Genomic DNA, 15467 nt, shown 5'->3' on the forward strand with positions numbered 1-15467 from the left:
ACGCTTTTCGAAGCAAGCTTCGGATTGCTTTCGCACAAAAGCAGAAAGGCCCGGCGTGAGCCGGGCCTTTCCGTATAAGTTAGTGATCCGAAGATTACTGGAAGGTCTTCTTCGCGTTGAAGGTAACCTTGTAAGCGCCGTTCTGCTGAGCCTTGGCAGTAACAGCGGACGAGAAACCGCCGCCGACTGGAGTCCAACCAAGCGAAGCCTGGCCGTAGAAGTCGGAAGTGGCCACCGCAATGCCTTCGGCAGCATTGCCGAACACACCGATTTCGCCGGTCAGCTTGATGGTTTCGGTCAGCGCAGCGATCAACTGAGCAGCGACCTGGTAGCCAGCGCCGAGATTAGCAGTGCTGTCGTTGCTGAAGTAACGGCCGCCGATGTTGATTTCGACGCCTTCAGTAACGGTGGCGCCGATGGAGCCGCCGAAGCCGTAGTCGGTGACGAGTGCGCCACCAGTAGCATTGGTTCCGCCAATGGCTTCAGCCGACAGAGCAACCTTGAACAGGTCGAAAGTGGCTTCACCGGAAACCAGACCGTTCCAGTAGTTCCAGTTGACGCCTGGAGCAACGTAACCGCCGCCAGCCGCACCAGCAGCACGGAGCTTGAAGGCATCGAACGTGCCGGTAACGCCAGCGTGCACAGCATAGGTGTCGCCGGTGTTCTGGAGGCCATCGAGCAGACCGCCAACGGAACCGCTGATGTGTGCAGTGACGCCTTCACCAGCGTATTCGAGAACGCCGATCAGGCTGCCAGCCTGGCTGTCGGAACGATCAAGAGCTTCAAGACCGAGCTTACCAACGAAGCCTTCGCCGAACTGGGTCTCGAGCTGGATGACATGGCCACCCTTGCGGACAGCGCCTTCCCAAACGCCCTTGTCGGCGTCGCCGGAGTTGAACAGGCCAGTAAAATTGTAAGGCTCGTCGTCGCCTTCGTTAAAGATCGAACCCTTCTTACCAGCGGAGAGGATGGTGGTGTCACCGACCTGAACATAGGCGTCCTGGGCACGCAGCGCATGATTGTCCCCGTTTACCTGATCAGCAGCAACAAAGCCGCCGTTACGACCACGAGTGTAATCGCGCTGACGCAGGTTGATCACAACACGAGCCGGACCGAAGTCGCTCGATGCAGTGCCAACAAACTTCAGCAGAGTTTCGACCTTGGAGTCCCAATCGGTCGAACCCTGGCCAGCAGCAACCGCAGCAACCGGTGCCACAACAGAAACGAAACCAGCGGGAACAGCGCCAGTGTAAGACACGGCAGGGCCGCCGGCAGCAGGAACAGCAACGCCGGGAACAGCTACAACAGCCGCGTTCGAATTGGGAGCGTCGATGTTGCGATTGCCGTCCTGGTTGATGGCGAAACCACCAACGCGCGACGACAAGGTGTTAGCGATGCGGGTCGAGCCAGCGTAGTTACCGTATTCGAACGTGTACTCAACCGAGCCCGAAATCTGCAGGCAGTTGGTGTCGGACGAAATGGTCAGGCCCGACAGGCCCAGCTCGTCGCAAACGTCGAGCGAGGTGAGAACGCCGAGATCGGCAGCGAAGCCAGCGGTCGAGAGACCGGCAGCAGCAACAGAACCGAGGATAAGGCTCTTGAGTTTCATTAGGTGACCTCCAAAGTCAGTCATTTTTTGTGCCGGTTGCCCGGCGGTTTGTCGTAACGCGACCACACTTTAGTGGTGCAGTGTGTTGCCGTCGCGCTGCGACCGACAAACGATCCCATGCATGGATTCGCAAGACCCACTCTACGCATGGTTGAAGCCGACGCAATCTCGCAAAAGCCGTTTTGCCGGCCGCCAATATGGTTGCGATGCGGATGTTGCAGATTCAGCACACAGATCGAAAGCAGTTGTTAACTTTCCTGAAGCGCTGGTTAAAATCCGTTGGATTTGCTGGGGTTAGCGGGATTTTTTCGCCGGATTTTCGGACTTTGGCCCGCTATATCTCGTTCGGGCGCTTGTCACGCACGCAGCGAAGATAAGGCGGAAATACGCAAGGAATCGGGGCAGAAGAGGGCGCGGAGATCGATACCGCCACATTTGGAGGCAGCATGAACAACAAGGGAAAGGTCGCAGTCGTGACCGGAGGTAGCTCCGGTATCGGCAAGGCCGCGGCGCTGGGATTAGCGAAGGCGGGCTACGAGGTTGCCATCTGCGGGAGGCGGGCGGAGGCGCTTCAGGCCGTGGCAACGGAGACGCGTGGCTTTTGGGCGGAATGCGATGTCACCGACCCTAGCGCGGTCGCCGACTTCTTTGCCGGCATTAAGCAGAAGTACAGACGGCTCGACGTCGTGTTCAACAATGCTGGGCGTTTTGCCCCAGCGGTGTCATTTGGCGATCTCGACGTCGTTACCTGGCAGGAGATGGTCGATACCAACCTCAACGGCGCCTTCTATGTCGCGCGCGAGGCGTTCCGTGCCATGCGCGACCAGGCGCCCCAAGGCGGGCGGATCATCAACAATGGTTCAATCTCGGCCTATGCGCCGCGTCCGGGCGCTGCTTCTTATACAGCGACCAAGCATGCCATCACGGGGCTGACCAAGGCGATTTCGCTGGACGGGCGGGCTTTCAACATCGCCTGCGGGCAGATCGATATTGGCAACGCGGCCACTGATATGACCCGCCATATGAACAGCGGCTCGCTGCAGCCCAATGGTACGATGATGCCCGAGCCGACCATGGACGTGGCCCATGTGGTCGATGCACTACTCTATATGGCAGGGCTGCCGCTATCGGCCAATGTGCAGTTCATGACGGTGATGGCGACCACAATGCCGTTCGTAGGGCGCGGCTAAGCGCGCCAGACTTCCACGCCGTTGATCCAGGTGGCTTGCATTTGGCGGGCGTCGGAGAGGTGGACGAAGCTGGCCACGGCGCCGGGCTGGAGATGGCCAAACTCGGCGTCAATGCCCATTGCTTCGGCGGGGTAGAGCGAGGCCATGCGGATGGCTTCGTCGAGTGGCAGGCCTACCTCGGAATGCATGAACGCGACGGCGTCGATCATGTTGAGATCGGCGCCGGCAAGGGTGCCATCGGCGAGGCGCAGGGCGCCATCGACGCGGGTGATGGTGCGGCCGTTGAGGGTCAACGTGTCGATGTCGGTGCCGGTTTGAGACATCGAGTCGGTGACGAGGAAGATGCGGCCGGGGCCGGTCTTGGCGCGCAGGGCGATGTGGATGGCGGCCTTGTGTACGTGGATGCCGTCGGCGATCAGTCCCGCATGGATTGCGCCGTGGTGCAACACTGCACCGACGACGCCGGGTTCGCGATTGCCCAATTGGCTCATGGCGTTGAACAGGTGGGTGGCCATGCTGGCACCGGCATCGAATGCAGCGCCAGCGGTTTTTATCCCCGCATCGGAGTGCCCAATGCTGACGATGATTCCGGCGTCGGCGAGCCTGGCGATCTGCTCGGGGGTGACGGTTTCGGGGGCGACGGTGACCAGCAGGTTGGGCAGGTCCGCGCGGGCGTCTGCGAGGCGGGCGAGGTCGGCTTCGTCCATCGGGCGGATCAGAGCCGGGTCGTGCGTGCCCTTGCGCGCAAGGGACAGGTGGGGGCCTTCAAGATGGAGTCCGATGAAGCCCGGAACGCCTTGATCCTTCGCAACTTTTCCAGCGGCGATGGCGGCGACGTTAATGTCGACCGTGTCGGTAATCAGCGTCGGTAGCAGCGCCGTGGTGCCGAACTGGGCGTGGGCGGCGCAGATGATGCGGATGGATTCAAGGGTCGGGGCGTTGTTGAACAGCACGCCGCCACCGCCGTTGACCTGCAGGTCGATGAAGCCCGGAACCAACATTCCACCGTCCAGATGAACGGATTCTGAATTGGCCGGGACGGCGTCTGAACGGACAATGCCGCTGACATGGCCGAATTCGACCAACAGCGCCGCATCGTTGTGCCAAACATGCCCGTCGAAGATGCGGGCGCCGGTTATGGCCAGCAGGTCGCTCATACGGTTTCGGTGACCTTCTTGAGTGCCGGCGGAACATCGGGGTTGAGGCCGCGATGGCGCGACAGCGCTTCAACGAAGCCATAGAAGGAGACGATCAGCGACAGTGGATCGGTAATCGGGTGGCCGGTCGCGGCGAAGGGCAATGCGCGGGCGGCGCCGGGACGGTCGCTGGTCAGGAAGGCGAGTGCGCCCTGCCCGGCCAGCTTGTGGGCCATGTCGGCAACGGAGGCTTCGGCGGCGTCGCGGGCGGCAAGGCCGAGCACCGGATAGCCCGGCGTGACGATGGCGACGGGGCCATGCATCACTTCGGCAGCGCTATAGGATTCGGCCTGGATATTGCAGGTTTCCTTGAACTTCAGCGCCGCCTCGTTGGCAATGGCGAAGCCGGGACCGCGCCCCAGGACATAGAGAGCGTTGTGACCGTCGAGTGCGCCGATCATTTCGGACCAGTCGCAGGCTACCGCCTTGGCGAGCGAATTGGGCAGGTCGTTGACGGCGGCATTGAGCGCGTCGTCGCCACTCCAGCGCCCAACCAGCGACAGCCCGGCGACGACGGAAGTGACGAAAGTCTTGGTGGCGGCAACGGATTTTTCGACGCCGGCGTGCAGATCAATGGTGAAATCGGAGGCTTCGGCCAGCGGCGAGGCGGCAGTATTGGTGATGGCGATGGTGGTGGCGCCCGAACGGCGAGCAGACTGGGTCATGCCGACGATGTCGGGGCTCTTGCCCGATTGGGAAATAGCGATGGCCACGGCGCGGTCTAGCTTGAGGTCCTTGCCATAGATCGAGGCAATGGACGGACCGATCGAGGCGACGGGCAAGCCCAGCGTCAGCTCGATGGCATATTTGAGATAGGCGCAGGCGTGGTCGGACGAGCCGCGGGCAACCGTGGCGACGAGGGCCGGGTTGCGCTCGCGCAGAACGGCTGCAGCGGCGTCAAGCGTGGCGCCGCTCTGGTCGAGGAAGTTGGCGACCACGGCCGGAATGGCGAGGACTTCCTGCCGCATGTAGGTCTGGTTCGAGGTCACGGCTTGCTGGCTCCTGCAGTCGTGGGATCGCCAAGCCGCAGCTCGGCGACGAAATCATAGGTGTCGCCCCGATAAATCGACCGGGTGAATTCGATGACGCGGCCAGAGGCCAGATAAGATGTGCGCTCGATGTTGAGCCCGGCCGACCCGACGGGCACCTGCAACAGCGCCGCATCCTCGTCATTGAGATTGGCAGCACGGATGCGCTGGATGGCGCGAACCGGCCGATTGCCGGTCTTGTCGAGATGCTTGTAGAGGCTATCACCGATGCTGGCCGGATCGGGCAGCACGTAGGAGCTGAGGCTGGCGCGCTCGATGGCGAGCGGCGTATCGCCGGTGAGACGGAGCCGGGAAATGCGCGCCGCCTGCTCGCCCGAGCTCAGGCCGAGAAGGACAGTCTCTTCGGGGGAAGGCAGATAGATACCGCGATCAAGCCATTCGGCCCGGACGGCCATGCCGCGGCGCGCCATATCTTCGGTAAATGAGGTGAGTTGGGACAGCGACTGCTCGACGCGCTGGGTAAGCGGCGCCACAAAAGTGCCCGAGCCGTGGCGCTGCACCAGCACGCCATCCTTGACCAGTTGCAGCACGGCCTTGCGCACGGTGACGCGCGACACGTCGACCTTGGTGGCGAGATCACGCTCGGAGGGCAGCGCATCGCCGGGACTGACGGAGCCACTATGAATGGCATCTTCGATCCAGCGCTTGAGCTGAAGATAGAGTGGGCCGCCCGAAGGCAGCACAACCGGACCATCGGCAAAGAAACCGTTCGACACGTCCGCCAATCTTGCCCCCTCGCCCCATCCGGTCAGAACCAAGCGTCCCTACCCCGTGCAATATATAATACCAATAACATACCATTCACCAAGACCTAAATCCAGCTTGCGCACAATGGCGCCATGCCGCTGCGCCAATTGGTGTTTTGAGCACATTCTTCCAGTGCATTTGGGATCAGGACGCCGCCTGGCTGGACAAGTGGTATGATTTTGGCATTATCCACCGGCAGGAGACCCCACATGAGCGCTACCCAGACCGAGATGAACCACCAGAGCGCGGGCGGGTTCGACATGAAGCCGGCAAATGAGGCACTAGCGATTCTCGCCATGGCCCAGGCCGAGGCCGCGCAGGCTGTGCAAGAGGCCGTTCCGGCTATTGCGGAAGCCGCCAAGCTAGCGGCGGCATCTATCGATGCGGGTGGTCGGCTAATTTATGCGGCCGCGGGCAGCTCGGGACTGATGGCGCTGGCCGATGCGCTGGAACTGCCGGGGACGTATGGAATTGCGGCAGACCGCATCAAGGTGTTGCTGGCAGGTGGCATGGCGATGCTCAGCGAAATGAAGGGCGGGCCGGAAGATGATGGCGATGCGGCGCGGGCGGAGATCGAGGCGCTGCAGGTTGGGCCGAATGACTGCGTTATTGCACTGACGGCTAGCGGCTACACGCCGTATCCGATGGCGGCGGTGGAAGCGGCGCGTGCGGTGGGGGCGAGGACGGTTGGTATCAGCAACAATCGCGGGGCGCCGCTGTTCGATGTGGTCGATGTGGCGATTTGCCTGCCGACGCCGCCTGAAGTGATTGCAGGCTCGACGCGGATGGGTGCGGGGACGGCGCAGAAGATTGCGCTCAATATGCTGTCGACAATGATGGCGGTGCATCTGGGCCATGTGCATGACGGCTATATGGTCAATGTGGTGGCGGATAATCTCAAGCTGCAAGGGCGCGCCAGGGGGATTGTGATGGCGGTGAGCGGGGTGAGCGAGGTTGAAGCCGGTACGGCGCTGGATCAGGCCGGGGGTGGCGTGAAGTTGGCGGTGCTGATCGCGGCAGGGGCGGATATGGTTGCGGCGCGGGGTCTGCTGGTGAAGCATGGGGGACGACTGCGGCCAGCGCTCGGGGCGTTGGGGAAGTAGCGCCTTTCTGCCCCCTAAGTGCTCATAAGTAGCTCTGTGGCTCCCATCACCCCACCCTCGGTCCCTCCCCATTCAGGGGAGGGAGGCGCTAGGTCCGATAGCGGTGTTCGTCGTCTCCCTCCCCTTGTGGGGAGGGATTAAGGGTGGGAGTGGTTTGGTCCCGATGCGACGGCGGAAAAGTTATCGTAGCTGGTTGGCGCAGCGGAATACCGGGGTCTGGCATAGCATAGCTGCGTTGAGTTCCACCGCGCATTGGACCCGGAGTGTTCGGGTTTCGCCCGGCAGCAGGGTCACCAGCATGTCGTCCACTGATGCTTCGGGGTGGATGCGATCAACGAACAGGCAGAGGTCCTTGAGGAGGCTGTGCGCTGTGACAGTGACCAGCCAGTCGGCGTCGTCGCGGGTTATTGATAGGTCCGCTCGCGCTTCGGGCAAGTCCAGTTCCACATCTTCGGCGAACCAATGATGCGCCACGCTATCATGCATGGTGGCGACGAGCAGTTCTTCGCGCGGGTTGCCGGGTGTTGCCACATGCGAAGGAATGGCCAGCGAGGCGACATCCAGCCGGTCGGCGCAGAGGCGCCAGTGGGTCCATTCGGCCAGCACCGTGCCGTCGAAACGCAGGCGTTTGACCGTGACCGGGCCGCGCCAGAACAGGGTGCGTTCGTTGACGGCGAAGAGGTGTAGTTCCTCGCCGCGCGGCTGGATGGTCAGCAGGTGGGGGTGATAGGCGGCGCGAAGGGCGTACCACAGGGGCTTAAGGCGGCCGTAGCCGTCCACGGCCGACCATGAAGTGACCGGCCAGCAATCGTTGAGCTGCCAGACAATGGCGCCCATGTTGAGGCCGCGATGGCTGCGCCAGTGTTCGATGCCGAAGCGGATGGCGCGAGCCTGGTTGAGCTGGGTGGCATAGTGCCAGTCGTCCATATTGGTCGGGGTTGGGAGATGTCCAGACAGGCCGCGCAGCAGCTTGTCATTGCCGATGGTGGCCTTCTGGTGATGCCATACGCCGGGCGAGGTTGGGGTCATCGGCTGGTCGTGCACCGACTGAGTGAGCGTCGCCCAGGTCGGCGGTGCCTGCCAGCCGAATTCGGAGCAGAAGCGCGGTACGCTGTCGGCGTAGTGCTCGTAGCCGACGTCGTTCCACACATCCCAGACGTGCGAGCAACCGTGCGCTGGGTCGTTGGGGTGGATGTCCATCGTGCCGGAATAGGGGCTGCCGGCCCAATATGGCCGGGTCGGATCGAGTTCGGCGACGAGGCGGGGCAGCAGGTCCAGATAATAGCCTTTGCCCCAGGTGCGGCCTTCGAGAACGTCCTGCCAGCCCCAGTCGAACCAGCCCCAGATGTTCTCGTTATTACCGTTCCAAAGAACCAGCGACGGATAAGGCATCAGCCGGACGATATTGTCGCGCGCTTCGGCTTCGATCTCGGCCGGCAGGTCGCCCTCTTCAGGATAGGCGGCGCAGGCGAACAGGAAATCCTGCCAGACCAGCATGCCGGCCTTGTCGCAGGCCTCATAGAAAGCGTCGGTTTCGTAGATGCCGCCGCCCCAGACGCGCAGCATGTTGATATTGGCCTGCTTGGCCTGGAGGATGCGGGCGGCGTAGCGCTCGGGCGTGACGCGCGGCAAGAAGCAGTCGTCGGGGATCCAGTTGGCGCCGCAGATATAGACTGGCACGTCGTTGATGATGAAGTTGAAGGCGGTGCCGACGTCGTCGGCGCTGGTATCGAGGCGGAGCGAGCGGAAGCCGATTTGCCTGCTCCAGGAATCGGTTACGGCGCCGGATTCATCCAGAAGCTCGACATCAAGAGTGTAGAGTGGCTGGCTCCCGAGGCCATGCGGCCACCACAGTTGGGGCGACGGTACAGTGAGGTCGAGCGCGCCCTGCCCGATCGGTTGCGTAGCGGTAACGCCGGCTACACTGGCGCGGAGGCTCATGCCCTCGCCCTGCCCGTCGATCTCGGCGTGAATGCGCACCTTGCCAGCGGCGCCCTGCAGGGTGACTTCCGGCCGTAGCTGGGCGATCCGCGCCCTGCTCCAGCTTTCAATCCGCATTGGTTTCCATATTCCTGCAGTGACCAGCGTTGGGCCCCAGTCCCAGCCGAAATTGCAGGCCATCTTGCGCATCAGGTTGGCCGGGCCGGGATAGTTGTTGGGCCGCGGCTCGTATTGTTTTGCCAGCGCCTCGCCGCGGGTCCACGCGGATTCGAACAGGATGGAGAGCGTGTTGGCGCCGTCGCGCAGCAGACCACCGAGATCGAAGCGATACTCTCGGTTCATGTTGGCGGTCTCGCCAATGATGGCGCCGTTCAGCACCAGTTGGGCAAAGGTATCGAGGCCGGGACAGACCAGTTCGACCGTGCCGGCGCTTTGGTCATGCCAGTCGAAGGCCAGCTCATAGCGCCAATCGCAGCGGCCGACCCAATCGACGGCGATCTCGTTGAGGTCGAGATAGGGATTGGGGATCAGCCGGGCAGCCAAGAGGTCGGTATGCACCGTGCCGGGCACCTTGGCAGGAATAGATTGGGGCAGGTTTGGCGCGCCGACCGGGCGGGCGCAGCTCAGGGTCCAGCCGGTGTCGAGGATGCGTTGCGAATGGACCATGGAAGCGCCTGCCGGTTGGGACTGAACTTCCATACATGAGCGGCCGGGGGAAAATCAAAAATCTTCGCGCCGGGTGTCGAGCCAGGAATGCTCCGCTCGTTGTAGATATGAAGCAACCCACTGACTGGAGACACAAAATGTCCGACGCCCTGCCCACCGAGGATACCGACCGAGACCTGGTGCTAACCCGCGTGCTGAATGCGCCGCGTGACAAGGTTTACCAGTGCTGGACGCAGCCGGAGCTGATCGTGCAATGGTTTGCACCCAAGCCATGGTCCACGCCCAAGGCAGTGGTCGACCTGCGCGTCGGTGGCGGCAATGTGATCACCATGGCCGACGAGGCCGGCAATGAATATCCCAATGCCGGGCAGTATCTCGAGATCGTGCCGAACGAAAGGCTGGTGTTCACCGATGCGTTTACTGGCGACTGGGCACCATCGGCCAAGCCATTCTTTACAGGCGTATTGACCTTCGAAGATGCCGGCGAGGGAAAGACAAAATATACCGCCATAGCCCGGCACTGGACGGCAGAAGATGCGGAAAATCACAAGAAAATGGGCTTTCACGAAGGCTGGGGCCTGTGCGCGGCGCAACTTGAAGAACTGGCGGCCCGTATTTGAAGATCGTTACCTGGGCCGCGAAACCTGTCGCGGTCCCCGTTCTATTTCAAGTCTATTTCAAGAATTCCAACGCCGCAATTATGGATGATTCATTCCATTGACGGAACGCATGATTGGCTTCGTTCGACCGTAAGCTGAGCCTGCCGAACCACTCTCCCCAGCCGTTACATGATTGTCGCAAAGCTGTGATTGTTACGCCCACATCGGTGCGTCGCCGACCCCGGGGTTCCCCCTTGCCTAATTTCCACAGTGGTAGTTAGCTTCCCGCTGGGCGAGGTCGACGCAGATCGATGAAACCCTCGAGCGGAACCGACCGCTCTGTGGAACATCCGTTCTATTGAACGAACTTTGGGAGAACACAATGAAACGGCGTGATTTTATTCTCGCTACCGGCGTTGCTGCCGGCGCCCTGATGCTGCCCCGCATGTCCTTTGCCGCCGAAGGCGTCATCGACGTGTATTTCACCTCGGACCAGAACGTCATCGACTTCTGGACCAACACGGTGAAGCCAAAGTTTGAAGCGGCAAATGCCGGCATCACCCTCAATCTGGTTGACGGTGGCGATAGCGCCGGCGTTTCGGCGATTGCCGACCGCGCACTGGCTGCACTGGCCGGTGGCAGCGATCCGCAGGCCGACCTGTTCGAAGGCTTCGACAGCCGCGTTACGGTCGATGGCATTGCCAAGGGCCTCTATGTCGACTTCGAGAAGGCTGGTCTCAGCAACTATTCCAAGATCAACCCGCTGGCGTTCGACATTCCGACCAACCTGCCCTACCGCGGTTCACAGGTTTTGCTGGCCTATGACACGACCAAGCTCGATCCGGCCAATGTGCCGAAGACTTGGGCCGACCTCGTTGCCTGGATCAAGGCCAACCCAGGCCAGTTCATCTACAACCGTCCCAACAAGGGCGGTTCGGGTGGCAACTTCGTGCGTCGCGCGATTTTCGAAGCCAACGGCAATGACCCGACCAAGTTCTCGGTCGACAATTACACCGCCGAAGCCGGCGATGCGATGCTGAACCCAGCCTGGGCAATCCTGAACGACCTGGCTCCGTCGCTGTTCGATGGCGGCGCCTATACTTCGGGCAACACCCAGTCGATCCAGCTGCTCAGCCAGTCGGCTGTGACCATGATTCCGGCGTGGTCTGACCAGACCCTGTCGGCTATCGCCCAGGGCGCTTTGCCGGAAACCACCGGCCTCGTTCAGCTACAGGACCTCGGCCTGCCGGGCGGCTTCACCAAGCTGGCAGTGCTGAGCAATGGCGCCAACAAGGACGCAGCCCTCAAGCTCGCCGACTTCCTTCTCACCGAGGAAATCCAGTCTGCCGTGCTGACCGAGCTCGGCGGCTATCCGGGCGTGTCGTGGGACAATATCTCGGCCGAACTGCGCGAGAAGTTCGCCGATATCATCCCGACCACCATCCCGACCTTCCCCGGCGGCGATTGGGAAAAGGCCGTCAATGACGGCTGGTATCGTGCCGTGGCTCCGAACGTGGATCCCGCTTCGTGACCATGACAGCTCCGGACCAGATTGGGTCCGTTACACCAGTTCGCAGGAGGCCATATGGCCTCCTGCTCGTCGCTACCCCGGTGCTGCTGGTCGCCTGGCTGGTGATCTGGCCGATCATCTCCGCGGTGATCCAGACGGCCTTCGTCACTACGCCGGACGGCGGCAGTGCAGTCTCGCTCGAGACCTACAGTTTCTTCTTTTCCGACGGCTACAGCCTGTCGAACCTGTCGATGACGCTATGGACGACAGGCGTTTGCGCGGCCCTGCTGCTGGTGGTCTGCCTGCCGATCGCGCTGTATCTGCGTTTTTCCGACAGCAAAGTCGCGGCCTATGTGCAGGGCCTCGCCATCTTCCCGATGTTCGTGCCCTCAATCATCCTGAGCTTCGCGTTTATCCGCGTGCTGGGACCTAATGGCACCGTCGACCTGCTGCTCAATTCAGTGGGACTGCCCCATATCCGCTCGCCATACCTGACGCCATGGGGGCCGGTGATCGGGCTGGTCTGGGACAATATTCCGCTGACCGTGCTGATCCTGCTGTCGGGCCTCGGCAATGTGTCCAACCAGGCGGTCGAGGCGGCGCGCGATGTCGGCGCCGGCAAGCTGGCCCTGCTGTGGCACATCATCCTGCCGCGCATTTCCAACTCGATCCTGGTCGCTATTTCCTTTGCCGTGCTCGGCATTTTCTCGGCCTTCACCCTGCCCTATATCCTTGGCCCCGCCGCGCCGGAAATGATGGGCCCGTTCATGCAGCGCACCTTCCGCGAACTGCTGGAGCCGAAAACGGCCATCACCCAGGCGGTGGTTACGTTCGGGTTCTGCATCGTGTTTGGGCTTTTCTACGTGCGCTCCGTCGCCAAGAACAGGGCTGCATAAATGGCCGCCACTATCGTTACTCGCAAGACTGACTGGACCGGCATCATCTTTGCCGCCGTCCTCACCCTGGTCATTGTGTTTCCGCTGGTCGTGGTGGGCACCTGGGCGTTTACCAACGTGTGGCGCTATCCGTCAGTCATTCCGCAGGAGTTTGGCCTGCGCTTCTGGAACCAGACGCTGGCGCGCGCCGACGTGTGGAGCTCGATTTCGATGAGCCTGACGCTGGCCTTCACGGTGACGGCGCTATCGGCGGCGATCTGCCTGCCGGCCGCCTATGCCTTCGCGCGGATGGATTTCCCCGGGCGCAATCTGCTGTTCTTTTCGTTCCTCGCCGGACACGCTTTCCCCAAGTTTGGCCTGCTGGTCGCCATTGCCGGGATATTTCTTCAGCTCAATCTCATCGGCACCTTCTGGGGCGTCGTGCTGATCCAACTGGTGGGCACGCTGCTGTTCATGATCTGGATTCCGGTGGCGGCATTCCAGGCGGTGGACCGGCGCATGGAGGAGGCGGCCCGTGATGTCGGCGCCTCGCCGTTCCGGGTGTTCTGGTCGATCACCCTGCCACAGGCGGGACCGACCATTGCCGCGGCGATCCTGCTCAGCTTTGTGGGCACATTTTATGAGACCGAAGGCGCCTGGCTGATCGGCGCGCCGCAGGTGCGCACGCTGCCGGTGCTGATGATTTCCTTTATCAACAACCAGCCCGTCATCCAGTATGGGGCGGTGCTCTCCGTGCTGCTCTGGGTCCCCAGTTTCATCGCGCTGCTGTTCGCCCGCAAAGTGGTGAACTCCGGCTCGTTCGCCCGCGGCTTTGGCGGCTAGGAAAGACTTATGTCCGTTCTCAAGATCAAAGACGTTTCCAAGATTTTTCCCAATGGCACTACCGCCGTCGACAGCTTTTCGCTCGATGTGGCGGATGGCGAACTGGTGTGCCTGCTGGGGCCATCGGGCTCGGGCAAATCGACGCTGCTACGCATGGTGGGTGGTTTCGAGACGCCCACTTCGGGCCTGATGACCATCGACGGCGAGGACATTACCCGCGTGCCGCCCGAGAAGCGGCCGACCGGCATGGTGTTCCAGAGCCATGCGCTTTGGACGCATATGAATGTGTTCAAGAACCTGGCGTTCGGGCTCAAGCTGCGCAAGGTGCCGGCGGACGAAATCAAGCGGCGCGTCGAGGGCGTGCTCGAACTGGTCGGCCTTGGCGGTTATGGCACGCGCTCGGTTACCCAGCTTTCGGGCGGTCAGCAGCAGCGCGTTGCGCTAGCGCGGTCGCTGGTGCTGGAACCGAAAATCCTGCTGCTCGACGAGCCTTTCGCGAGTCTTGACCAGCACTTGCGCGAAAGACTTCGCGAGGAGGTGCGCGACATTCAACAGCGCCTCAAGATCACGACGCTATTCGTGACGCATGGTCAGGACGAGGCCCTGTCTATGGCCGACCGCATCGTGGTGATGCGCGACGGCAAGACCGAACAGATCGACCGGCCGGACGTGGTGTATCGCGAACCGCAGACACCGTTTGTTGCCGGTTTCATCGGCACGATGAACCTGATCGAGGGCGTGGTTTCCAACGGCGTGTTCAGCAAGGCGGGCTATGCGACACCGCTGCCGGTGAGTGATGGGCCTGTGACACTGGCCGTCCGGCCCGAGTCGCTCGACTTATCGGCGGTTTCACAAGGCAGCCAGGGCAAGGTGCATCGTGTCACCGATTATGGAACGCATGGGATGGTCGATCTCGAACTGCTGGACGGCACGCGCGTCAAGGCGATGGTGCCGCATCCCGACCTGTTCAAGCCGGGCCAAGGCGTAACACTGGCGCCAAAGGCTATTGCCGCCTATCGCGATGGCAGGGTGATCCATCGCACCGGCGTTGTCGCGACCACGGCCCATCCGGCGCTGGTCGACGCATGACCGACCCGGTTTTTATCGAGCGGGACGGCCACCGCACTTGGCTTAAATGGCATCGCGCCAAGCGCAAAATCAGCGATCCGGTATTTACCGGCGCACGCATTCTCGAAGGCATGCGGCTTGGCGCCAGCGTCGAAGTGGACCTGGTGATCCATGCCGATCGCGGCTATGCCGTGCTGCATGACCTGAGCGTCGAGCGCGAAACCAACGGTCGGGGCAAGGTTGCCGAACTGGGCGCCGACGCGTTGCGGGCACTGCGGTTGCGCAACGAGGACGGCACGATTTTGCCGGACTTCGTGATGCTGCTCGAAGACCTCACAGAGCTGCTGCTCAAGGGCGAATTGCATCCCGATGCGCTGCTGCAACTGGACTACAAGGAGGACTGGAAGGTCCTCGACGAGCGGGCAATCGCCTCGTTCAAGCGGAGCGTCGCGCCGGTAGCGCGGCACATGATCCTGTCATCGGGCGATGCCGAAGCCGTGCGGCTGCTGACCGAAGGCGTCGAAGGTCTGCGGATCGGTTATGACCCGTGTCACGATGGGGCGCTGGAACGGCTGCAGGTGTCGCGGGATTTTACCGGCTTTGTGCGCGAGGCCGTGGCTGCCTCGCCTAATGCGGAGATGATCTATCTGTATTACGGGCTGGTGCTGGAGGCGGATCGCCTGGGGTTCGATGTGGTCGGGGCTTTCCATGCCGAAGGGCGGCGGATCGACGCCTATACGATCAACCAGGTGGATGAAGACAACCGGGCCAAAGTGGCGCGGCTGCTGGAATTGAAGGTCGATCAGATTACGACGGATGACCCGGAAGGGTTGATTGCGCTGGTGGGCTGAGGACTGGGTAAGAAAGAATACCCCCACCTCGCCTCCCCTGAAAAGGGGGAGGAATTCTCTCCACTCGTGGGCACAATCTGGGTTCAATGCCGGTGACGTTGCCCCCAACTTCTATCCAGCCTGAAGGAGACTCGGGCGGTTGTTTTGGCCGATCTGGCCGGGGTGAGCTACGGGGGCTGGCGCAGAGCTGGTCATTGAGCGGAGCGGCAGATCCCGTCGC

General features: G+C 61.9%; 13 protein-coding genes. 8 read left to right on the forward strand and 5 right to left on the reverse strand.

The window, feature by feature from the left end:
• Window positions 1-94: 94 nt before the first annotated feature.
• Complete coding sequence (locus WH91_RS16705; RefSeq protein WP_046172127.1) at window positions 95-1609, reverse strand: hypothetical protein; 1515 nt, start codon at window positions 1607-1609, stop codon at window positions 95-97.
• 446 nt (window positions 1610-2055) lie between these two features.
• Here WH91_RS16705 and WH91_RS16710 point away from each other — a divergent pair, with 446 nt between their 5' ends.
• Window positions 2056-2799 carry an SDR family oxidoreductase gene (locus WH91_RS16710; protein WP_046172128.1) on the forward strand — a complete coding sequence of 248 codons (744 nt, stop codon included), beginning with the start codon at window positions 2056-2058 and terminating at the stop codon, window positions 2797-2799.
• Here WH91_RS16710 and nagA read toward each other — a convergent pair.
• Genes nagA through WH91_RS16725 form a run of 3 tightly spaced genes read right to left on the reverse strand, consistent with a single transcriptional unit; the run spans window position 2796 to window position 5769 of the window.
• A complete protein-coding gene (gene nagA / locus WH91_RS16715) occupies window positions 2796-3956 on the reverse strand; it encodes an N-acetylglucosamine-6-phosphate deacetylase (RefSeq protein WP_046172129.1) in 1161 nt (386 codons plus the stop codon). The genes WH91_RS16710 and nagA overlap by 4 nt on opposite strands.
• A complete protein-coding gene (locus tag WH91_RS16720) occupies window positions 3953-4984 on the reverse strand; it encodes an SIS domain-containing protein (RefSeq protein ID WP_046172130.1) in 1032 nt (343 codons plus the stop codon). Before WH91_RS16720 ends, nagA begins: the two co-directional genes overlap by 4 nt.
• Window positions 4981-5769, reverse strand: coding sequence for a GntR family transcriptional regulator (locus WH91_RS16725; RefSeq protein WP_046172131.1), 789 nt, complete (start codon window positions 5767-5769; stop codon window positions 4981-4983). Before WH91_RS16725 ends, WH91_RS16720 begins: the two co-directional genes overlap by 4 nt.
• A gap of 231 nt (window positions 5770-6000) precedes the next feature.
• On the opposite strand from WH91_RS16725, the gene WH91_RS16730 reads away from it, so the two are divergent.
• Complete coding sequence (locus WH91_RS16730; protein WP_046172132.1) at window positions 6001-6894, forward strand: N-acetylmuramic acid 6-phosphate etherase; 894 nt, start codon at window positions 6001-6003, stop codon at window positions 6892-6894.
• Between the two features lie 180 nt (window positions 6895-7074).
• On the opposite strand, the gene WH91_RS16735 is transcribed toward WH91_RS16730, so the two are convergent.
• Entirely contained in the window at window positions 7075-9501 is a 2427-nt protein-coding gene (locus WH91_RS16735; RefSeq protein ID WP_046172133.1) for a glycoside hydrolase family 2 protein, read from the reverse strand.
• A gap of 137 nt (window positions 9502-9638) precedes the next feature.
• Between WH91_RS16735 and WH91_RS16740 the strand changes: the two genes are divergently transcribed.
• The 6 genes from WH91_RS16740 to WH91_RS16765 all read left to right on the forward strand — a co-directional run bounded on the left by WH91_RS16740 (window position 9639) and on the right by WH91_RS16765 (window position 15247).
• Window positions 9639-10121, forward strand: a complete 483-nt coding sequence (locus WH91_RS16740) for an SRPBCC family protein (protein WP_046172134.1) — start codon at window positions 9639-9641, stop codon at window positions 10119-10121.
• Between the two features lie 361 nt (window positions 10122-10482).
• Window positions 10483-11631: an extracellular solute-binding protein gene (locus WH91_RS16745; protein WP_046172135.1), complete on the forward strand. Its 1149-nt coding sequence runs from the start codon at window positions 10483-10485 to the stop codon at window positions 11629-11631.
• A gap of 2 nt (window positions 11632-11633) precedes the next feature.
• On the forward strand, window positions 11634-12506 hold the full coding sequence (locus WH91_RS16750) for an ABC transporter permease (RefSeq protein WP_046172136.1): 873 nt from the start codon (window positions 11634-11636) through the stop codon (window positions 12504-12506).
• On the forward strand, window positions 12507-13328 hold the full coding sequence (locus tag WH91_RS16755) for an ABC transporter permease (protein ID WP_046172137.1): 822 nt from the start codon (window positions 12507-12509) through the stop codon (window positions 13326-13328). It abuts the gene before it with no gap.
• 9 nt (window positions 13329-13337) lie between these two features.
• Complete coding sequence (locus tag WH91_RS16760) at window positions 13338-14417, forward strand: ABC transporter ATP-binding protein (protein ID WP_046172138.1); 1080 nt, start codon at window positions 13338-13340, stop codon at window positions 14415-14417.
• Entirely contained in the window at window positions 14414-15247 is an 834-nt protein-coding gene (locus WH91_RS16765; protein WP_046172139.1) for a glycerophosphodiester phosphodiesterase, read from the forward strand. The genes WH91_RS16760 and WH91_RS16765 overlap by 4 nt, the downstream gene beginning before the upstream one ends.
• The last annotated feature ends 220 nt before the right edge of the window (window positions 15248-15467 follow it).

It is taken from the genome of Devosia psychrophila (genome assembly GCF_000971275.1).
Taxonomy (GTDB): Bacteria; Pseudomonadota; Alphaproteobacteria; order Rhizobiales; family Devosiaceae; genus Devosia; species Devosia psychrophila.